Origin of the sequence: Paracholeplasma vituli, from assembly GCF_025446935.1 — a bacterium.
GTDB classification, from domain to species: Bacteria; Bacillota_I; Bacilli_A; order Acholeplasmatales; family UBA5453; genus Paracholeplasma; species Paracholeplasma vituli.
Genome location: NZ_JAOEGN010000008.1, coordinates 59,492 through 82,146, shown reverse-complemented (window position 1 = coordinate 82,146; position 22,655 = coordinate 59,492). Strand labels below are relative to the sequence as shown.

General features: G+C 37.3%; 17 protein-coding genes and 1 riboswitch. Of the genes, 16 read left to right on the top strand and 1 reads right to left on the bottom strand.

What is annotated here, in order from left to right; genetic code table 11:
- The first annotated feature begins 132 nt into the window (after positions 1 to 132).
- From N7603_RS05425 to N7603_RS05380, 10 genes are all read left to right on the top strand, one after another.
- Positions 133 to 3,183, top strand: coding sequence for a glycoside hydrolase family 3 protein (locus N7603_RS05425; RefSeq protein WP_262096352.1), 3,051 nt, complete (start codon positions 133 to 135; stop codon positions 3,181 to 3,183).
- 166 nt (positions 3,184 to 3,349) lie between these two features.
- Complete coding sequence (locus N7603_RS05420; RefSeq protein ID WP_262096351.1) at positions 3,350 to 5,887, top strand: putative bifunctional diguanylate cyclase/phosphodiesterase; 2,538 nt, start codon at positions 3,350 to 3,352, stop codon at positions 5,885 to 5,887.
- A 4-nt stretch (positions 5,888 to 5,891) separates the two neighbouring features.
- A complete protein-coding gene (locus N7603_RS05415) occupies positions 5,892 to 7,316 on the top strand; it encodes a bifunctional diguanylate cyclase/phosphodiesterase (RefSeq protein WP_262096350.1) in 1,425 nt (474 codons plus the stop codon).
- Between the two features lie 70 nt (positions 7,317 to 7,386).
- Positions 7,387 to 7,463, top strand: a riboswitch (cyclic di-GMP riboswitch).
- Positions 7,464 to 7,524: 61 nt separating this feature from the next.
- Complete coding sequence (locus tag N7603_RS05410; RefSeq protein WP_262096349.1) at positions 7,525 to 8,262, top strand: hypothetical protein; 738 nt, start codon at positions 7,525 to 7,527, stop codon at positions 8,260 to 8,262.
- Positions 8,263 to 8,266: 4 nt separating this feature from the next.
- On the top strand, positions 8,267 to 9,235 hold the full coding sequence (locus tag N7603_RS05405; protein WP_262096348.1) for a hypothetical protein: 969 nt from the start codon (positions 8,267 to 8,269) through the stop codon (positions 9,233 to 9,235).
- A gap of 81 nt (positions 9,236 to 9,316) precedes the next feature.
- Positions 9,317 to 10,300: a hypothetical protein gene (locus tag N7603_RS05400; RefSeq protein ID WP_262096347.1), complete on the top strand. Its 984-nt coding sequence runs from the start codon at positions 9,317 to 9,319 to the stop codon at positions 10,298 to 10,300.
- 159 nt (positions 10,301 to 10,459) lie between these two features.
- Positions 10,460 to 11,167, top strand: coding sequence for a S24/S26 family peptidase (locus N7603_RS05395; protein ID WP_262096346.1), 708 nt, complete (start codon positions 10,460 to 10,462; stop codon positions 11,165 to 11,167).
- A 32-nt stretch (positions 11,168 to 11,199) separates the two neighbouring features.
- Positions 11,200 to 12,741, top strand: coding sequence for a hypothetical protein (locus N7603_RS05390; protein ID WP_262096345.1), 1,542 nt, complete (start codon positions 11,200 to 11,202; stop codon positions 12,739 to 12,741).
- Positions 12,742 to 12,753: 12 nt separating this feature from the next.
- Entirely contained in the window at positions 12,754 to 14,805 is a 2,052-nt protein-coding gene (locus N7603_RS05385; RefSeq protein WP_262096344.1) for a DUF2357 domain-containing protein, read from the top strand.
- Positions 14,806 to 14,822: 17 nt separating this feature from the next.
- Complete coding sequence (locus N7603_RS05380; RefSeq protein ID WP_262096343.1) at positions 14,823 to 15,488, top strand: signal peptidase I; 666 nt, start codon at positions 14,823 to 14,825, stop codon at positions 15,486 to 15,488.
- 33 nt (positions 15,489 to 15,521) lie between these two features.
- Here N7603_RS05380 and N7603_RS05375 read toward each other — a convergent pair whose 3' ends face one another.
- Positions 15,522 to 16,169: a TetR/AcrR family transcriptional regulator gene (locus N7603_RS05375; RefSeq protein WP_262096342.1), complete on the bottom strand. Its 648-nt coding sequence runs from the start codon at positions 16,167 to 16,169 to the stop codon at positions 15,522 to 15,524.
- A gap of 351 nt (positions 16,170 to 16,520) precedes the next feature.
- On the opposite strand from N7603_RS05375, the gene N7603_RS05370 reads away from it, so the two are divergent.
- From N7603_RS05370 to N7603_RS05345, 6 genes are all read left to right on the top strand, one after another.
- The gene (locus N7603_RS05370) at positions 16,521 to 17,729 is read left to right on the top strand and encodes an acetyl-CoA C-acetyltransferase (protein ID WP_262096341.1); all 1,209 of its coding nucleotides are present in this window, start codon (positions 16,521 to 16,523) and stop codon (positions 17,727 to 17,729) included.
- A gap of 9 nt (positions 17,730 to 17,738) precedes the next feature.
- Positions 17,739 to 18,461 carry a beta-ketoacyl-ACP reductase gene (locus tag N7603_RS05365; RefSeq protein WP_373425376.1) on the top strand — a complete coding sequence of 241 codons (723 nt, stop codon included), beginning with the start codon at positions 17,739 to 17,741 and terminating at the stop codon, positions 18,459 to 18,461.
- Between the two features lie 88 nt (positions 18,462 to 18,549).
- The gene (locus N7603_RS05360; RefSeq protein WP_262096339.1) at positions 18,550 to 19,584 is read left to right on the top strand and encodes a 3-oxoacyl-ACP synthase; all 1,035 of its coding nucleotides are present in this window, start codon (positions 18,550 to 18,552) and stop codon (positions 19,582 to 19,584) included.
- Between the two features lies 1 nt (position 19,585).
- Positions 19,586 to 20,545, top strand: coding sequence for a branched-chain amino acid ABC transporter permease (locus N7603_RS05355; protein ID WP_262096338.1), 960 nt, complete (start codon positions 19,586 to 19,588; stop codon positions 20,543 to 20,545).
- A gap of 2 nt (positions 20,546 to 20,547) precedes the next feature.
- Positions 20,548 to 21,567, top strand: coding sequence for a branched-chain amino acid ABC transporter permease (locus tag N7603_RS05350; protein ID WP_262096337.1), 1,020 nt, complete (start codon positions 20,548 to 20,550; stop codon positions 21,565 to 21,567).
- A complete protein-coding gene (locus tag N7603_RS05345) occupies positions 21,568 to 22,653 on the top strand; it encodes an ABC transporter ATP-binding protein (RefSeq protein ID WP_262096336.1) in 1,086 nt (361 codons plus the stop codon).
- Positions 22,654 to 22,655: the final 2 nt, after the last annotated feature.

Below are 22,655 nucleotides of genomic sequence, written 5' to 3'. Positions count from 1 at the left end.
AAAACAGTCTAGCTGTATTAGTATGAAACAAATCCACAGTACATTATTAGTATATTAAATTAGAAAGAAAGAGGAAAGGTTTGAATTCATCTTAAGTGCTAACTTAATACAATTTAAATCTTACATGTATGTATGAAATCTTATTTAGAACGTTTTAAACCCCTTGAAATGAAACCCTTACAGGGATTGAAAGACTTATCACGTATCGCAGCGACAGAAGGCATTGTTCTATTAAAGAATGATCAAAATGTCTTGCCGATTCAAAATGAAAAAATCAACGTCTTTGGACGTATTCAAACCAATTACTATAAGAGTGGAACTGGGTCAGGTGGCTTGGTGAATGTGGATTATACGACCTCAATCATCGAAGCTTTGAAAGAAAACCCATGGGTTGAAGTAAACCCTAACCTCTTAAATACGTATCTTGAGTGGGAAAAAGACCACCCTTTTAATGCTGGGTCAGGGATGTGGGCGAGTGAACCTTGGAGCCAAGTGGAAATGCCACTATCTGATACTCTATTAGAACAAGCGAAAAGTTTTTCGGAAACTGCCATCATCTGTGTCGGTAGAACTGCTGGTGAAGACAAAGACAACTCCCTTTCTAAAGGTTCTTATTATTTATCTGATTTAGAACTAGAGATGATTGAAAAGGTATCTAAAACCTTTAAAAAAGTTGTTGTTGTTTTAAACGTGGGTAATATCATGGATTTATCGTTTATGGATCACAATCCAATTCAAGGCTTACTCTATGTATGGCATGGGGGTCAAGAAGGTGGTAGAGCTGTAGCTGATATCCTTACAGGGGTATTTACACCTTCAGGTAAGTTACCCGATACCATCGCTTATGAAATTTCGGATTACCCTTCGAGTGCCAACTTTGGTGGTCACGATGAAAATATTTATCAAGAAGATATTTTCGTAGGGTATCGTTATTTTGAAACCTTTAAACCACAAGCAGTCCGTTATCCGTTTGGATTTGGACTATCTTATACAGAGTTTGATTACCATGTCAAAGAAACAACACGTCCATTTGAATATGAAATTGAAGTTAAAAATATCGGAAACTATCCGGGTAAAGCGGTTGTTCAAGCCTATGTGAAAGCCCCTCAAGGTCTTTTAGGTAAACCGGTGAAAGTATTAGTCGGGTTTGTTAAGACCCCATTACTCGCACCTGGTGCGTCTGAAACTGTTTATATTCATTTCAATAAGTATGACTTCGCATCCTATGACGAGACCGGTGTGACTGGTTATGCATCAGCCTATGTCTTAGAAAAAGGTTTTTATCAAGTCACTTTATCAACAGACGTTAAGAACGACATCAGTTTCTTTGAATATGAAATTCGTGAAACTGAACTCATTGAAGCTGCACATGAAGCGATGCGTCCAATTAAACCGTTTAACCGTATGAAAGCGATGCTTCAAAACGACAAGGTCGTATTAACCGAAGAAGCTGTCCCACTTCGTACTTATACCTATAAAAACAGGATTGCAGAAAATCAACCTAAAGAAATTCAAAACACATGCTTAGAAAAGCGTGAATTGATCGATGTCTATGAACATAAAGTATCTCTTGACGCCTTTGTATCGCAGTTTTCACTCACTGAACTTTCTGAAATCGTTCGTGGTGAAGGCATGAGTTCTCCAAAGGTAACCCCAGGTACAGCCTCTGCATTTGGTGGGGTCACCGATAAGCTTAAAGCCCATGGTTTACCGATTGCGTGCTGTTCAGATGGCCCTTCAGGCATTCGCATGGATTCAGGCATGCCTTCAACCTCACTACCAAATGGCACACTGCTCGCTTCAACCTTCAATACACAACTCCTAGAAAGTTTATACTATCTTATCGGGATTGAAATGCTTTCTTATCAAATCGATATATTATTAGGGCCTGGGATGAATATCCACCGTCATCCACTTTGTGGTAGAAACTTTGAATACTTCTCTGAAGACCCTATTCTAACTGGTGATATGGCAACAGCAATCATTCACGGTTTACAAGCAGCAGGTGTCACTGGTACACTTAAACATTTAGCCGCGAATAATCAAGAATATAGACGTTTTGACGCAGACTCGATTGTCTCTGAAAGAGCGCTTCGTGAGATTTACTTAAAAGGCTTTGAACGTGCTGTTAGAAAAGCGCATGCGAAAGCGATTATGACCAGCTATAACCCCATCAATGGCATCTGGGCTGCATCAAATTACGATTTAAATACACTCATTGTCCGTAAAGAATGGGGCTTTAAAGGCATCATTATGACTGATTGGTGGGCGAAGATGAATGATGAAACTTCGACTGGTGATAAAGCCAATACCAAAGCGATGATTCAATCTCAAAATGATCTTTACATGGTTGTTCAAGACGCGTTAACCAATTCGATGAATGACAACACCATGGCGTCATTCAAAGATGGATCTCTTACTAAAGGTGAAGCTCAAAGGGTTGCGAAAAACATTTGTCATTACTTAATCGATTCGCCGACATTCAGAAGAATGCACGCGATTGATTTCAAAATGAAAGCCCCACATTACTTTATACCTATACTCGAAGGGATCAAAGTCAATGGTGAGCTATTAACCAATTTTGATCCACTGGTTGGACATTATGTCATTAAGGCTAAAAATTACTTTACTGTAGAAGCAATATCGGATGAAAAACACGATATTTCCATTAAGAAGAACGCAAACACGACTTTGATTACTGTATCCAATGGGGTTGAACAAAATACCTATTTGATCACCAATCTAGAACGTGTTAAAGCTACCGAATCTATCTCACAAAAGGTTCAAATGAATAAGGTTGTAATAGTAAATACGTTACCTTGGGGAAAAACCAAACTCGATTTAACCAACCCACTTTATCAAAATGAAGGGGTACACTTAAAAGGCTCTAATGTAGAATTAGATAAGGATGGCTTATTAAGCTTTGGTATCGAAGTCCCTGTTTATGGTAAATACATTGTTGAACTCTCGATTTCAAGTGAACAAAGTAGCCTCGCTCAAATGCCGCTATCGATATTGTTAGGGGATACTGTAGCCTCCACTTTAACTACCAACGGAACCGATGGTAAAACCATTCATATTTCGACTCAAATTATCATTCAACAAGGCAAGTTCCTATTCTCGATTAAGGCCCTTAGAACTGGATTATCCATTTCTAGACTTGAACTTATCCGTCATCAATAACTGAATTTTGTTAAAAGCACCGTTTTTGGATAAACGAGTGCTTTTTTTTATGATATAATAAAATATATAATACATCTAAGACATCAAGTGGATGTTTTTTGAAGTATGTCTATACTTAACCATCACAATTCATTCTAAGCTTTATAAGTCCGAGGTAAACATCGATATGGGACGCTACAAAATTCGTTTAGCCGCTACATTTACATCACTGTTTCTCGTGTTATCGATTATCCTAGTATTTTTTTACATTTCGATTACACGAAACTTCATATCTTCACGTGCTGAAGACTCTTTTGAAACGTTCAATCTAGGGATTTCTGCTCGTGTCGAAGGTACTTTGAATCGTACGTATGAAACATTTGTTGACATGGTCGATGACTATGTCGATGACGGGTTAGACCCTGTGGTTGAACTCACAGCCGATCAAAGTTATGATTTGGTTTTACTCAACACGGGTACGGGGTTACGAATTAATGGTGTAGATTATCTATTTAAACCAGATTATGATTCAAACACTTACTACAAACAAGATATTTCGATTTACCCATTATCCTTAATATTACAAGGTTATACAGAAGATACGACTTATGTCGCTTTCAGTTACCAAAATGTGGTTTCTTTGGTGGATGCGAAAGCTTTTTTTGATACCATTTTAAGTGCATACAATGTCTTAAATTATCGTTACGTTCTCATCCATAAGGATGGCTATACCTATTATGATGAAGGGTTAGAACGTAACACAAAACCATTTGGTGGGGTATTCAGTGAAGACGACCGCACTAAGTTCTTTAACACGCTGAATACCACAAATACCATGTCTGGTGTAGGTCAATACAATATTTTCAATGAACCCTCTTTCTTCGCTTATACGAAACTTCAATCCATTGAAGCTGGAGATGGCATCTATTTTGGTCAAGTCATCAACTATTATGATCTTTTAGACTCGATGGCGTTCTTATCCAACACCTTGATGTTCGCGTTCATCATCATCATGATTGTATTCATGTCTAGTATGTTCGCCGTTTATCGCATCATCCAATCTAAAACCGAAGATATCGAATCAGCCCGTTTGATTCACTATTACGTAAAGCCTTATATTCTAAAAGTGAACTCTAAAGGTAAAATTTTCTATTATAACGCTAGTTTTAAACGTGTAATCAAAAACTACAAAAAATATAAAGTAGTCGCAGATATTAACCTCCGAGATGGCGGTACAGAAGCGATTGAAAAAGTTAAAAAACAAGAACCATTTGTTGCGAAATTCAGCATTCCAAGTGGGGATGTTTACATCCGTTTCATCCCGATTCGTTACGCACTAACCTACGCACTCGTTGGGGATGATATTACTAAACTTGAAGAAACCTATAAATACCATCGAGAAATCGCGTTTTATAACAACATCACCAATGAGCCGAATATGAACTATATGAAAGCGGATGTGAAGTCGCTTGTTGAAGATCCTAAGCGCTTCAAACACCGTAATGCTTTGGTTATATTTGGTATCTTTAAGTATGGCGATATCACCAAAGTCATCGGTGAGAAACTTTCCGGTGAAGTTTTAGTCTATGTAGCGAAAACCGTAAAAGAAACGCTTAATACGTATCAAGCCTCTTTATACCACGTTTCCTTTGACCGTTTCGGGATTTTATTTGAAAATTTATCAAGCTATGACGATATCGATGCTTGGGCTGACCGTTTAGCAGAAGCTTTTGAAAAACCAATTGATGTCGATAAGAATAAGTTTGTCTTACAATTTAGAATTGGTCAATTTAACATCGATAGTGACGCCTATGTTTCAATCAATGAAGACCAAGTTTATGACAATACGATTCTCGCGCTTACACGTGCGGACGCGTTCCATAGTAATAAACCAGTTGTGTACGATGTCACTTTTGGTCAAAGTTTATCGAGAAGACAAGTCATTGAAACCGACATGATGGCAGGGATTGAACACCATGAATTTGTCATGTACTTACAGCCTCAATATCACATAAACTCAGAACGTATTGTGGGCTTTGAAGCCTTAGTACGATGGGATAACCCGAAATATAAACTCGATTCCCCTTCTGAGTTCATTGAGATTGCAGAAAACAATAACATGATTATCGACATTGGTCGTATCGTTATGAATGAAACTTTCAAATTAGCGAAAGAATTGGAATCCTATGACATAAAGATTTCGATGAACGTATCTCCAGTTCAAATATTACAAGCCGGCTTCGTAAGTGAACTTGTCAATGCTTTTGAGCAATATGGATTGAAAGAACACTCGATTTCGATTGAAATCACTGAAACCTTCTTGATGACCTCGTTTGATATCATCATTGAAAAACTCAAACTTTTACAATCCAAAGGCTTCGATATTCACTTAGATGACTTTGGTACAGGGTATAGCTCTCTCTTATACTTAAAAGAACTGCCAATCAACGCGATTAAAATTGATAAAGAGTTCGTCAAACACTCCACTGCGGATAAACACTCGCGCGCGATTATTAATATGATTATATCCTTAGCTAAGAACCTTGACCTTGAAATTATTGCTGAAGGGGTTGAGGATGACAAACAATTTAAGTTTTTACAAAAGAGTGGCGCTGACATCATTCAAGGCTTCTATTTAGGTAAAGCCATGAAATATGAGGATGCAATTGCCCTATTAAAAGCATATAATATAGATAGAACCGCATCACTCTTAAGAAAGAGGTAACCCTATGGATAATATATCCCCAACCACGGCCGTCATACTCATGTTGTTTATGATGATTGCGACCTCGGTAGCCGCCTATTTTCTATACGTAAACTGGAAATATGCTGAACAAAAATGGAAAGAAGAAAAATCCATTTTAGTTGAAGGTATTATTTCTAGATCCGCTATGAATAGCATGATATCCAACTACATCTCCAAAATTGGTAAGGACAACATGTTCTCACTCATTTATGTCGATATCGACCGTTTTACTGAAATCATTCAAGCCTTCGGTGAAAAAGAAGCGAATAAAATTATTGAGAAGATTACCAAACGTATACGTAGTGCCTTACCAAAAGAAGTGAAAGCTTCGAAATTTGAAGGTGATATCTTCTTAATGTTCATGCCGATGGAATTTGACCAATCTGATGCTGTTGAATTTGCGAGAAAAATTCAAGAACAGATCAATGAAACGATAACACTGTTCGGTTCTACTGATGTCAACTTAACTTCATCCATCTCTATTGCCTATTACCCAATGCATGGTGAAAACACCAAAGCACTCATGAATTCCTTGAAATTAGCCAACTATACAGTTAAGAAAACCGGTGGGAACGCGATTCGTCTTTACAGTGAAGATATGAGCGAAACCGAAAGTGAATTCCTAGATTACTACTATCAAATTAAAAATGCGATTGCGAAAAAAGAATTCTTGCTTTATTACCATCCAATCATCAACATCGAAACCAAAGAAATCTATGGCGTTGAAGCCTTGTTAAGATGGAATCACCCAGAACACGGGTTGTTATCCCCGTTCAAGTTCATCAACATAATGGAACAGTCCGGTGATATTTACTGGGTAGGTCTATGGGGGCTTGAATCCTTAATTAAGAGTTATTATGAATTCAAACAAAGTTTCCCGAAATCGAACATTAAGTTCACATTTAATATCAGTCCGAAACAATTGATGAATGAAACCTTAGCGGTTGATTTTCAACGTGTATTAAAGAAGTATAAGATGAATGCGGAAAACATCATCTTAGAAATCGTCGAGTTCGCACTGTTTGATCGCCATGGGGTTGTCTTACAAAACATCACGCAACTTAAAGCATTAGGCTTCCAGTTCGCTGTCGATGGCTTTGGATTAGATTACGCAACCTTAGCGAAACTCGAAACGATGCCACTTGATACGATCAAGTTGTCCAAAGAGTTCTTAAACGAAGAACATTCATATGTTAAATCAAGATTTGTGACCTTATTGGTTGAATTTGCTGAGAAGAACCAAAAAACAATTATTTCTGAAGGCATTGAGAACCAACAAATGTTACAAACCATTACTGGCTATAATATTCACATTGTCCAAGGGTTCTATTTTGCCCGCCCAATGTCATTTGAGAATTTAAAAACATACTATAAAGAAACCGATTTATCAAAACTAATCGATTTATAAAAATAATCATACAAAATTATTGACATTTATTTTTGATGGGTGTATAGTAGAGTTGTAATAAAATTTAACATAATGTTAAAGGCAAAACTAGAGAAATCTAGCGACGCAAAGCTATAGGGCCTATATAAATGGTAGCCAGTTGTCATTTTTCGTGACATCTGGCTTTTTGTTATCTTAAAGTATATGTCATGAACAAGGGGTGTGAGATATGAGACTTTCAACCGTTCTTGGGATCAAGAAGACAACCACAATGACGGCTAGATTCTTAACGCTAGGCGTTATCATATCAGGTCTGCTTTCACTCGGATTTGGGGTTGTCACATTTTATGGTTTATCGACTGGGACATTCGTTATCTCGATGAATGAAGAAGCCACTCAAAAAGGCATTCAGATGTCAACGGATAAGTCGTTTGAAAAAGGAACTTCACGGTTATATGTGGATCCTGAAGAACAGTCTAATGAAACCACGTACGACCATATCGATATTGAAGGGGCAGTCAATGCTAACGGACTCTTTACTCAAAAAACTGAGGACTATGTAGCCTATTCATTTTACATCCGAAATGTCGGGTTCGAAATGATTAACCTCCTCTATACAGTGAACATCAACGATGTCACGCTGTCATTAGATGAGTACATTCGAATTATGATCATTGTCCAACGCGTAGACACGGATTTACCGAGAACACAAACGATGTATATGAAACCTGACCCTGTGGATTCACCAATTGATAAATATCCAGAAAGAATGCCTGAAGCTAAGATGTTCTTAAGTAGTAATTACCAAAGGGACCCAATCATTAGCGAAAGCGTGGATAAATTTCAAGTCAACAGCATTTTAAAGTTTACGGTGTTTATGTGGATAGAAGGTTATGACACAACACCAAATATGGAACGCGGTAGCATTAAAATTGATATGAAGTTCTCAATCAGAAACGCGGCTTAATGCGATGATTAAGAAAATCTACATTACGACGCTATCGATGATCCTCCTCACATTGACCTTCACAACAGCAACATTCGCTTGGGTGAGTATGGCGGAAACCAACCGGGTTGACGGCATCCAAATCTCCATGAAGCAAGACAGTAACTTAGAATTTTCATTAGACGGCATTAACTGGTCTAATGAAATCACGACGGCCCAGATCAATCAGATATGGAACGACGCTAAGCTTTTGGATTTAACATCCACAGACGGCATCACTTTTATTGGGAATCGCTTGCCACTGTTAGAATCTGATTTAACATTTGTGGGCATACCGAATAAAAACTATATAGCTTTAGAACTATATGTTAGAACAACGACGCGATATAATCATGTTTATCTAGTCAATAATATCAGTTCAAACATTACTTATGAAAGTGCACCAAACCGTGGTACCTATGTCACTTCACGCGGTGTAACATTTAGGAGTCCGATAACGTATTTATATGGACCCAACGACACAGTGTTCGAGAATGAAACTAGAATCTATTATGCCAAAGACGCAATTAGGGTTTCAGTAATCGAAATGAAAACCGATAATCCCTTGGATACAAGAGATACCAGTGAACTTGCTCGATTCATATATGATCCTTCCGAAAACCCTGAAAGGGGCTATGGTAAGACATATGGTAGTTTAGATTATCTCAGTAAGGCTAAATTGATTCACTTCAATTTACCAACTGAACCACAACCTGTCATTGAAAGACTATCCTTGTTTGATGAAAGAAACCCATATCAACCGCTAGATTCAAACTCGAAGGTTGCAGAATTAGTCGAAACAGATCAAGTTAATGATCAAAATCGACCTTACTATTTGGGTAGATTTCTATTAAATATTTGGATTGAAGGTTGGGACGCAGATACGTTTGATGCGATCTATATGGATACATTATTATTTAGATTCGAGTTTCAAGGGGCATTACCTATTGATTAAAGGGTTCAAATTGATTACAATCGTAATTGATATGACATAAAATTGAAATAAAAAAACAAACAAAAAAGGGGAAAAAAGAAAATGAGAAAATTAACTCAAAAATTAGTTTTATCAGTAGTAACGATGGCATTAGTCGTGATTGCTTTAGGTACATCAACCTTCGCGTGGTTCACACTTCAAAATGCTGCAAGCGTTGGTCAGTTTAGTGCAAATGTTACAGCAGGTGAAGGTATTGAAGTTTCACTAGGTACATGGGAAGGCAATGAAGCTACCATTACAGGTTCACAGGCTCCAACATGGTATACAGTAATTCCTTCAGCAGCAATCACTGCAAGATTGTCTGAAATGTATGGATCATCATTAGCACTTAAAGATGTAACATCAGCTAATGGTAAAGTTATGAACGTTAGAGATTCATTAGGTGCTTTAACACCATCTGGAGCACTTGATGGTAGATATATTGAATTCAAACTATTCTTTAGATCTGCTGCAGTAAAAACAATTAAGCTTTCACAACTACAAATTACAGGTTCAAGCACAGCTTGGACAGTAGATATTCCATTCTTTGCAGCAAATAATGCTGCATTCGCTGAAGCGAAAGCATTAGTACCAGGTAATACAATGCAAGTAGCAGCATGGACTGCTGCAAGAGTTTCCTTTATCAATGTAACAGATAATGCAGCTGCAACACCTGCATTTACATATCAACGTGGTACAGTTGATGCTGTAGAAAGTGCATACGCAAATGGTACTCAATACAATTCAACAGCATTACCAGCCGTTTCATATGCAACTAGTGAACAGTTTGGTGCAGCTAGTTATTATGCAGTCAAGACTGGAACCCCAGTTGATGGATCTACAGCAAGTATTCAAGACGCAACACAATTAGACGCTGTTGGAAACCTTGGAACTGCACAAAACTTAGTTGTCTTAGCACAAACCGGTGGTACCGGATATTATAATGGAACTATTATTGCAAGAGTATGGATTGAAGGTTGGGATGCTGACTTATTCGATGCTATTTTCTCAACAACACTAAGTGTATCAATGAAGTTTACTGCTTAACTAAGTAAAGACATAATTACCAGAGGTTTGCATGGAAACATGCAAACCTTATCTTTAATTGAATGAATTACACGATAATCTCATTGATACTAGATTTTAGACAAATAATATAATATAATTGTATTAGTGAAAACGTTGTCTAAAAGGGAGATGTGTCTAGTGGATAAACCTAAGAACAATATTAAAAAGGCTTTAAAAATAACAGGTAATGTACTGTTTTATGGATTAATATTTCTTTTATTACTATTTTCTATATCAAATTTGAGTATTAAACGTGAAGGCGATATAGCTAATATTATGGGAAGGGGCTTCTTGCCAGTTCTTAGTGACTCAATGGAAGGGTCCGAAAGTGATTCTTTTAATAAGGGTGCTTTAGTCTTTGTCAAGATTCTTGACGAAGATGATAAGAAACATCTTGAAATTGGCGATATTATTACATTCTTTGATGCATCATTAAATGCAATTAACACTCACAGAATAGTCTATGTATCTGAAAACTATGTAGTTACTCAAGGTGACAAAGCCGCAGCATCTGCTCAATATGTCCCTGGTGGGGATAATACGGGGATTCAATATGAAGTTGTGACTTACGCGAACATTAAAGCGGTTAGAACTGGTCATATCAATGGTTTAGGTGGGGCGATAAATTACCTACAAACCCCAGTAGGATTCGCACTATTCGTTATCTTACCTGTAGTATTACTATTAGCGTATCAAGGATTTGTCTTAACTAAGACATTACTTGCTGTTAACAAAGAAAAGATTGAAGCTAAACATGCAACCGATAAAGAAGTCATGTTAGAAGCTGAAAAAGAACGTATTAGAAAAGAATTATTAGAAGAACTTAAAAAAGAACAAAACAAATAGCTCTGTATTATTTATTTTGAGAGGTAAGAACGATGACGATGGTTAACTTTGCTCGTTATTACATCGAGTTTATTAGAAATTTTTTCGAAAACATCGGCAAATTCTTTAACAGATTAACACAAGCATTTGCCGATTTACTTTTTAATGACATTGGTGTTTATTTTCAAGATCTTGTCGATGCGAGTGCCAAATTTGGCTTCCTCGACTGGTTTATCGCCATACTAATCCTTGGGATTAATATGGTTTTTATTGTTTTCTTTACTCTCAAAATCTACCAATTACTTCGTGTTTATATCCGTTTCATTAAAACGGAAATGGATAAAGATAAACTTCTTGAGGAAGTCGCTTTATTAACACAAAAAACAGTTGAACTTGCTGATGAAAAGAATAAGATTTTAATGCTTAAATTAGGTGGTGCATCCGCCTCTTCATCCTTACCAGGTAAAGAACCAGACCAACCCAAAAATACGCCTCAAGTTGTGGGGCCTACGCGTTTTGCGAAATTAACCCAAGTTGATGAAGCGTATCGTAATGTAATTACCTCAATTCAAATGACTCCAGAAGACACGATTGGTCTACCAGAACTCGTGAATAGATTCATTAACTTCTCAGCTTCTAGACTCAATCTTTATTATAATGAAAAAATTATTCGAACATTCTTTGCTGGGATGGCCTCTTCAAAGATTTTGATTCTTGAAGGTATTTCCGGTACAGGTAAAACCAGTTTGCCTTATGCTATGGGCAAATTTTTCGGACACGACTCAGCGATAATCTCTGTTCAACCGTCCTGGCGTGATAGAGCCGAAATGATTGGTTATTTAAACGAATTTACGAAGAAGTTTAATGAAACAGACTTCTTAAAAGAACTCTATGAAACGACATACCGTGAAGACTTAAATTTCATCGTTTTAGACGAATTAAACTTAGCCCGTATTGAGTACTATTTTGCTGAATTCTTATCCATCATGGAAATGCCAAATGAAGCAGAATGGAAGATTGACGTTGTATCGGACCGTCAACCTTCTGACCCTAAGCACTTTATAGACGGCAAAATTCTTGTTCCACAAAACGTTTGGTTCATTGGTACAGCGAATAAAGATGACTCGACTTTCACCATTACGGATAAAGTATATGACCGTGCATCATCGATTATCATGAACTCAAAAGCTGAGTTTGTCGATGCACCTTATACCGAGGGCGTTGTGATGAGTCATGAGTATTTGAAAACTCTGTTTGATGCAGCCTGGAAAGCACATCCAATTTCGCCAAAAGCATTGGATAACTTAGGTAAATTAGACGATTTCATTGCTCAAAAATTCAAGATCACCTTTGGTAACCGTATTATGAAACAAATCAAACTGTTCACACCTATTTATGTTGGTTGTGGTGGTACTGAATATGAAGCATTAGACTATATGGTAGCGAGAAAGATCCTTAGAAAGTTCGAAGTCTTGAACTTACCGTTCTTACAAGACGAAATGAGCGAATTGATCGTATTGCTCGATAAGTTATTTGGTAAGAACGTATTTAAAGAATGTATTAGCTTTATTAATGACCTTAAGAAGATGAATTAAGGTGTTTAATTGATGAAAAAAAGACAAACAGACAAATTAAGTCAGTACTACTATTCATACGATCAAGCCATTAAAGATTTGGAAAAGTCACAAACTTTTCCAAAGACTTTTTATAGTGCACTCATGGCAGGCAAAAACACACTTTATCAAAAGAGTATGTCTGAAACCAAGACCTTTGATGAAACGTGGATTAAGACCATTGAGTCCTATTTCCCAAGCATTGAAAAAATCATATTAAACCCAAAATCTGGGTTAAAATACTTAGAAGAAATAGTGCCCATAGAAAAGGCCAAAAAAATCCGTAGTAATTCGATTCGTCATTTAGCTTCTCATACCCACTTTATTCGTGAAATTCGCGATGAGGTCGTGATGCCAAAGAAGATTATGACCACTGAGACCGATGTAGACTATGGAACTTATGAAAACCGATTTGTGATGACCCTCATAGAACGGCTTTTTAACTTCGTCAGAAGCCGTCATGACCTCATAAGAGATAATATCATCTCCTATCAAAAGAAGCACTTTAACTATCAATCAAACTTTAAAATCAGTGACCTAGAAGTCGATTTGAACATGGATGTCGTGTTTAAAGAAGACCTTGAAGATAAATCCATCAACATTTATAATAAAGGCATTTTGGAACGTGTCGAATACTTATCCAAGCGTGTTACAGCGATTCGTAACTCGCCTTTTATGACACTAATGGCTAATGAGAAAAAAGTATTACCACCAATCATGCAAACCAACGTAATCTTAAAGAACGTGGACTTTAGAAACTGCTATGTCCTTTGGCTATTCTTGGACCGTTACAACACGTTAGCTTATGACGTAACTGTTAAAGAAAAAGATATGACATTTGACAGATCTTATCAGGATGCTGTAGAGAGATTGGCATTAAATACATTCTCAATGGTTGCGTACAATCAAAATGTCAGAAAACCATCTTATGATGAGATAGTTGAAAAAGAAATCATCAAAAAAGCATTCAGAATATCCAATATTCACGTCAATGATATCGTAGATTCACCAGAACCCATCATCGTTGAAGATGAACGAATTAATCAATATTTCTTACAAGAAAATATCAAAATATTCAAGAAACGTGTTGAAGAAGAAGTTGAACGAAGTTCAACCTATGAAGTCGGTTTAAAGCGCGCGCTTCGTGATACGATTTCAATTACCAACGCTATTTTCAAACACCACTTCGAATTAGAAGAGAATGATGACTACTTTTCTAGACTTGTTAAAGATGACGACGTAGAGAAAAACTTAGAGGCCAGCAAGGAAAAAGCGAAAATTGCTAGAATCATTCGAGAAACCAAAGAAGTAGACTACAATAATGCCATTCGCTTAGAACGTAAGTTGATGAAAGATATTGAAGCAGCCAATCAACGTTTGATTCTCATGTATCGTAAGAAAACTGAAGATGAAGCGGAACGTATTAAGATTGAAGCAGCGTTGAAGGAACAAAAAGACATTGCGGCTAAAGAAGCTCAGATGCTCACAGATAACTTAGAACTTGTTAATAAGAATCGTGATGCATTAGCTGAAGAAAAGAAAATTGTAGATGATACAGTCACAGCTGAGACTCAAAAAGCCATTGAAGAAAACAATGCACTTATTGAGACTTTAAAACAAACGCTACAAGGTCAATTAGATCAAAAGATTGCTACGCTAGACCGCCATTTCCAAGCTGAACGTGAAGCGATTGAAAAAGAACAAGCAAAACAACTTAAGAAACTAGAACGCGAAGAAAAACTGGCTATTGCTGAGGCACAAAAGAAAGCCAAAGCCGATTATCGTTTGGTCGTATCAAATCTACGTAAAAAAGCCAAAATTGAACATGAGCGTCTATTAAAGAAACTTAAGGCACAACGCCAAAAAGAACAAGAAAAACTCTTCAAAGATTTTGAAAAACTCAAATTATCGATGGTTAAACGTCAAGAAAAGACGTTACTCGATATTCAAAAAGATTCTACTAAAGAAATTGAAAAATTGAAAAAAGAGGGTTTACCAAAACAACCTAAAAAGGTAGAAGATAGTATCGATAATTTAGACGAATAACAAGGAGGTGAATCTAGATGAAAAGGGTCATGAAAGTAATGATATCGGTAATGACTGTGTTTTTCTTTCTAGCTTCGATTCTATTATTGGTCATAGGGACTATGTCACTGCAAGAAAATCGATATATCAAAATATTCAATTACTCATATTCAGTGGTCGGGTCGGGTTCAATGGAACCTACCATTATGACGGGTGAATTCATTATTATTAAATACATTGATTATGATGATGTTTATAGCGATGTAGAAGCTGGTAGTAAACCTATCATCGCTTTTAGAACGGATAAGAACATTGTCCATAGAGCCATAGAAGCGACTGAAGAAGGATTAGTTACAAAGGGTGATAACAATTCCGCTATCGATGCTGGCTATGTCACCGAAGAGAATTTTATCGGTATTGTGGTAGCGAATTTTATGTTACTCGATATAGGTAATATTACACTCAACTATAAAAATCTTGTCTTCCTCGTCATTATCATTATTCTACTGTTTATCTTAGTTCACGAAATGGTTAACTTTATTAAAATGGTGCGTCACGCACAAGAAGAGAAAATGTTGGCAGAACATGAACTTACTAAAGATGAATGGATCAAGGCTGAAAAAGAACGTATACGTTTAGAACTTGAAGCAGAGATGAAAGCCCGAAGAGAGGCTGAAAACGATAAAAATAGCACAGTCAAATAAGACGGTGCTTTTATTTTTATTTATTTATATAATTTAATAGAAATTAATGTGAACATATTCTCGTATTACGCGCTTATTTTTAAATATTCCTTGGTCCAAAATACTCATAGCTTCATCGATAATACGATTAAGTTCTGATTCATCTTTATTCTCTTTAAAAATAACTTGTAATCCAACGAAATTCGATATTCCCATAAGTGTGTAGGACAAAGTTTCGAGATCTAAATCCTCCCTAATTTCACCTTTTTCAACGAATTCCTTTAAATGCTTGATGTAAGCATCGGCGAAGCTTTCATAGTAATTCTTGAAAATATCGAAATCTACAAATAAAGATTCCCAAATGATTCGATAGGCAAGCGGATCCTTTAAAGCGTAGGAGATGAAGGCTTTAATCCCAGCACGTTCAATATCATATCGGGTAGACATACCTTTGGTTGCTTCGGCACTGGCTTTACGAATTGAAACTCTGTATAAATCGAGAATATATAGATATAAAGCCAACTTACTGTCGAAGTAAATGTAAAAAGTTCCTGCTGCAATCTTCGACTTAGCGATAATGTCATTGATTGATGTAGCTTGGAATCCATTCTTAGCAAATAGCTTTTTACCGGTTGCTACAATCTTATTAAATGTCTTAATACCTGAAGGCGTCTTTGGATATCTGTATGTGTCTTTATTCATAGTCATCACCGATTTCATTGTATAGCACGATTCATTAAAATACAAGCAATATTTTTTACCTCTATTCTTCATGTTTTAGTTTTTCGTGAGTTGCATTTTCGTTATAGATACGCTGTTATCCGTCCTATGAAATTACATTTCATTGTGAATGCTTGTTCAGGTGATAAGGTGTTTCGTAAATGGGATTACATTCAAGGTGAATAATTATTTTTATGTAAGCGCTTGACAACCTTGTTTCAATCACGTAGAATGAAGATGTGATATGAATTTTTATTCACGTATTTTTAAAGACCAATTGAAAAGCGATTCAATCGATCAAAATACAAATCAACAAATATGGAGGAGACTAATATGAACCAAAAAGTTTTTATTGTGGGTGCTAAGAGAAGTCCAATTGGATCTTTCCTAGGTACACTCAAAGACATGCATCCATCCGATCTTGGTACTCAAGTACTTAAGCAACTTTTAGCTGATACCAAGGTACCGACAGATCGTATAGATGAAGTCATCGTCGGTAACGTTATTCAAGCAGGGCTTGGACAAAACATAGCTAGACAAATCTCAATCAAATCTGGAATTCCACAAGAAGTTCCAGCCTATACCTTAAATATGGTATGTGGAAGTGGTATGAAATCGGTTATGAACGCTTATGTCAGCATCCAATCTGGATTTTCCAATTTGGTTGTTGCTGGTGGTGTTGAATCCATGAGTAATGCACCGTATGTGGTATCCTCGAAGATTCGTGACGGTGTCAAAATGGGTGCATTCGATATGAAAGATACCATTTTACAAGACGCGCTTCATGATTCTTTCACTCCAGGTATGCACATGGGTATTACTGCTGAAAACATTGCAGCTAAACATGGGTTAACTCGTGAAGAATTAGATACATTCTCATTATCATCACAACAAAAAGCCATTCAAGCAGTAGATGGTGGTAAATTCGCAGACGAAATCGTACCAATCGAAATCAAAACGAAAAAAGAAACCATTGTATTTGCACAAGACGAATACCCGAATCGTGGGACCAATTCAGAAAAAATGGCTAAACTAAGACCAGCGTTTAAAAACGATGGTATCGTTACCGCTGGTAGCTCATCCGGTATCAACGATGGTGCAAGCTTTCTAATCCTCGCATCTGAAGCGATGGTTAAACAAAATAACTTACCAGTTCTTGGTGAAGTTGTAGCGGTTGGCCAAGGTGGTGTTGATCCAAATGTGATGGGTCTAGGTCCAGTTCCAGCTGTGAAAGATGTATTACAACGTGCAAACTTAAAGTTAGACGATATGGAGTTGTTAGAACTTAACGAAGCATTCGCCGCACAAAGTTTAGGTGTTGTAAATGAATTAGCAGAAGCACATGGTGTTTCTAAAGAATCCTTACTCAACAAAACAAATGTCAATGGTGGCGCAATTGCTTTAGGACATCCAGTTGGTGTCTCTGGTAACAGAATTATTGTCACATTGATTCATGAACTTAAAAAACAAAACAAGCACATGGGCTTAGCTAGCCTATGCATCGGTGGCGGTATGGGGACCGCAATCATCGTTAAACGATAGAAGGAGAACATTATGAAATTACAAGGACAAGTAGCCATCATTACAGGTGGTGCAAAAGGTATTGGTATGGAAATTGCGAAAGCTTTTGCTTCAGAAGGCGCAAAAGTTATAGCCGCTGACATGGGTGAAATGACCTATGAATGCGAAAATGTAGTTTATAAGAAATTAAACGTCACAGATTCTCAAGGCTGCAAAACCTTCTTTGATGAAGTTATGGCTGAATTCGGTCATATCGATATCCTTGTGAACAATGCAGGGATCACTAAAGATGCTATGACACGTAAAATGACTGACGAACAATGGGACGCTGTTATTAACGTTAACTTAAAAGGTGTATTCAACTTAACACGTCATGTTAGACCTCAAATGGAAAACCAAGGTAAAGGTTCAATCATCAATATTTCCTCTGTTGTCGGCGTATTTGGTAACATTGGACAAGCAAACTACGCGGCAACTAAAGCAGGGGTTATTGGTTTAACCATGACTTGGGCTAAAGAATTTGCACGTAAAGGTGCGAACGTAAGAGTCAATGCCATCGCTCCAGGCTATGTTATGACTGATATTTTAAAGACCGTTCCGCAAGAACTTCTTGATGGATTCGCTAAATTAACGATGTTAGGTCGTCTTGGACAACCAGAAGAAATCGCTAAAGCTGCTTTATTCTTAGCAAGCGACGACTCCTCATACATCACAGGACAAACTCTAAACGTCAACGGCGGTATGCGTCTATAATCGAATCGAAAACATGCCAAACGACCCGTTTGGCTTGTCGTTCGTATAATATTAAAGCCTTTTATAAGGTAAGAAAGGATCTTAACACATGAAACCAACTGTAGGCATTGTCGGTACAGGCATATATTTACCGAAAGGTAGAATGACTGCGAAAGAAATCGCAGAAAAAACCAATGGCATTTGGACTGAACAAGCCATTGAAGAAAAATTAGGTATTATTGAGAAAATCGTTCCAGCCGACCCTGTAATGGATGGTTCTCAAGAAATGGGTGCATTAGCTGCACTCGATTGTTTAAAAAATACTGGGGTAGACCCAAAAGAAATCGACGTCATTCTTTGTGTAACTGAAGAATGGAAAGAATATCCTCTAACGACCTCAGCACTTTACGTTCAAGATCGTATTGGTGCAGTGAATGCTTGGGGTATCGACGTTCAAAATCGATGCTGCACCACTGTTTCAGCACTTAAAATGGCGAAAGACATGTTGATTGCTGATGATGATGTACATACCGTAATGGTTGTTGGTGGTTATCGTAATCTAGACTTTGTGGACTATGCAGACCGCAACATGTCGATGATGTATGACTTAGCGGCTGGTGGCGGTGCCATCATCCTGAAGAAGAACTATGGTAAAAATTTACTTTTAGGCTCTCACATTATTGGGGATGGTTCATTATCTAGAACCGCTGGGGTTGAAATTGGTGGGATTTGTAATCCAATTACTTCAGAAAATCTAGAAGAAGCGAAAAAATCTTTACGTTTATTAGACCCGATCAAGATGAAAAATCGTTTGAATGAAGTCTCAATGCCAAACTGGAATAAATGTATTGAAGAATCACTTCGTAAATCGAATATCACTAAAGAACAGTTTTCTAAAGACGGGTTCTTAGCAATCCTCCATATGAAGCGTTCTGGACATTTCTCCTTACTTCAAGATTTAAATCTTACCCCAGAACAATCCATTTACTTGGAAAATTATGGTCATATCGGTCAAATCGACCAAATCCTATCCTTGCACTTAGCTTTACAAAGCGGTCAAGTGAAGGATGGTTCCGTAGTTTGCATGCTTGCGGCCGGAATCGGATATGTATGGGCTGCTAATGTGGTGAGATGGGGGGTATAAAATGGATTTATTCATTGACATATTCATTTCCTCTCTATTTACAAGTGCACCCCTCATCTTAGCTACATTTGCGATTGTATTAATTTTTAAGACATCGTTCACAACGAACTTTGCTCAAGGGATGATTGGTACGATTGCTGCCTTCATTACTTCTTATTTATTACTACCCAATCCAGATTTTACCAATCCAACGGTACCTTCACCGACTTTGATGGAGTACTTAGTAGCGATTCTTGCAGGAATCTTGGTAAGTTTCATCATCTCGATGATCATCGATGTGCTTATCTTCAGAAACTCACGTTTCTTAAATCCTGTGGGTAAGCAAATCATTACTATGGGTATGGTTCTCATCATTACCGGTGTCTTACCAATGACATTTGGAGTCGATGCGTTACCATTACCACGTATGGGGAAAAACTTGGTGGACTCATCTTTGGGTAAATTCTTAAATATCTTTGTCACATTCTTCCGTGATATGGGGATTCCTGTTAGACTAGAGATGGTCTTAACCACCTTCCTCAGTGCGATTATTCTAGGTACCATCTTTGCAATGCTACGCTTCAGTAAATGGGGCTTAGGCGTTCGCGCGACAGCTTCAAATGAAAAAGTGGCATCGATGATGGGTGTCAATACCAAGTTTATCACAGCGATGAGCTGGGCGATTGCAGGTGGTATTGGTGCAGTTGCAGCTATTATTATGGCTTCTAACCGTGATGGATTCTACGTCACACCATACTTGATGATTTCTACTCAAGTTCAAGCGTTTTTCTCAGCAATCCTAGGCGGTTTCTCAACCTTCTTTGGACCAGTAGTAGGCGCATTATTATTCACCATTTTTGATAACTTGTTCGCTGTTTACTTCAATCCTTGGGGTAAAACAGCCACTTACTTGTTTGTCATGATTATTGTTCTGATCAAACCTTATGGATTGTTTGGTAAGAAGATTGCGAAGAAGGTGTAATCATGAAAAATATCCTACAAAACTTTAAATTAAAGCTTAAAAATCCGTTATACCAATTCTTATTATTTGGTATAGTCTTACTCTTAATTCCAATTCTCTCTAAATACATGAGTGTTACCATCATCAATGCTGTGGGTAGAACATTGATTCTATACATTGTGGCTCTAGGATTTGCGTTACTTATTGGATATGGCGGCTTAGCCTCCTTAGGGACTGCATCCTTCATATTGATTGGTACCACCATCGCCTATAGTAATATCGATGTATTGAACTTACCGTTTATCGTTACTTTAGTATTAGGGGTTGTCATCGCTTTAGTAGTAGGGACACTCTTTGGTATCGTATCGCTTCGCATCGAAGGTATGTATCTCGCGATTGTTACCCTCGGGATGTCTGAGATTCTAACGGAAATCTTCACAAACTTAGATGCACTCACTGGTGGACCATCCGGAACACCCCTCATCAACCGTATCAGTATCTTCACGATGGAACTAAACTCACAAATGACGTTTGTACTGGTGATTATAGCGGTTGTGTTAGCAATGATTTTAACATTAAACTTGATCAACAGTCCATTTGGTAGAGCCTTATTGTCTTTAAAAAACAATGATTCAGCCGCTCAAGCCATGGGCATCAACTTGATTAAATACCGTTTAATGGCGTTTATTGTCTCGACAGTCTATGCAGTATTGGCTGGGATCCTTTACATGGGATTCATCCGATTTGCACAACCTGCAGAGTTCGGTTTAGCGTTATCGTTAAATATTCTCGCGGCGGTTGTTATTGGTGGATCTAAATCCATCTGGGGCGTGCTGGCTGGCGCATTTGTAATCTTCGGATTAGACTTAATGGTATTTAAGGTAGTATTCAATAATACCCCTTACGCAAACTTATCGTTTGTCATCTCAGGTATTTTAGTCATTGTTGTGACCATGTTTTATCCAAACGGATTGGCTGGTTTAGTCAATGAACTCAAATATAAGTACAAAAAAAGAGCATTAAGCAAAAAGGTGGGTAAGTAAATGGAACAGTTAAACGTAAAACTACTTACACACTACACCCATAAAATGGCCAAGATTGAGAAGAAAATTCAATTCTATCGCGCTTATGGGAATGAAAAATACAAACCTATGATTGAAAAGCTAGAAAAGAAGGTTGAAGCACTTAACGAGAAAGCAACCCTCTATTCAGGCAAAATCAAGGTTGAGAATGAAACCAAATTGGTTGAAATTCAAAAACGCTTAGAAACAGAAACCGATGTTAATCGTAAGAAAGAACTAGAAGTTTCACTTTCGATTGCTAAAGATAAAGAAGATGCAATCACAAATGAAGAACACATCTTATCCTTATCCCACTTATCCATGCGATTTGGTGGTTTAAAAGCAGTAGATGATTTGAGTTTTTCAGTTAAAAAAGGTGAAATCTTTGGGCTGATAGGTCCAAACGGTGCTGGTAAAACAACCGTATTTAACTGTATCACACAGTTCTATAAATCAACTTTAGGTGCAGTTTATTACACAGACCACCATGGTGATGTACACAACTTAAACGATTATCCTGTCCATAAAGTCATTGACCTTGGGATTGCGAGAACCTTCCAAAACGTTGAACTGATTTGGGAATTGACTGTATTAGATAACCTCTTAGTTGGAGCACATTCGTTATTTACAGTGAATTTCTTTGAACAAATGTTACATTTACCTAAACTTAAAAAGGAAGAAGCGATTTTAAGAAGTAAAGCAGAATCAATTCTAACCTCACTTGGCATCATTGCTTATAAGAATGTAATACCTTATGGGTTACCTTACGGAATCCTTAAGAAAATCGAATTGGCACGTGTTCTCATGAGTGATCCTCGATTGATTATCTTAGATGAACCGGCTGCAGGTCTCAACGATACCGAAACACTTGAACTTGCGAAAACCATTCAAAACATTCAAAAAACATTTGGTGTTACCATCATCTTAGTTGAACACGATATGGAACTCGTCATGGGCATTTGTGACCGCATCTGTGCGATGTCGTTTGGACAACGCTTAGCGATTGGGACTCCAACCGAAATTCAATCCAACAAACAAGTTCAAACAGCTTATTTGGGGGGTGAATAACG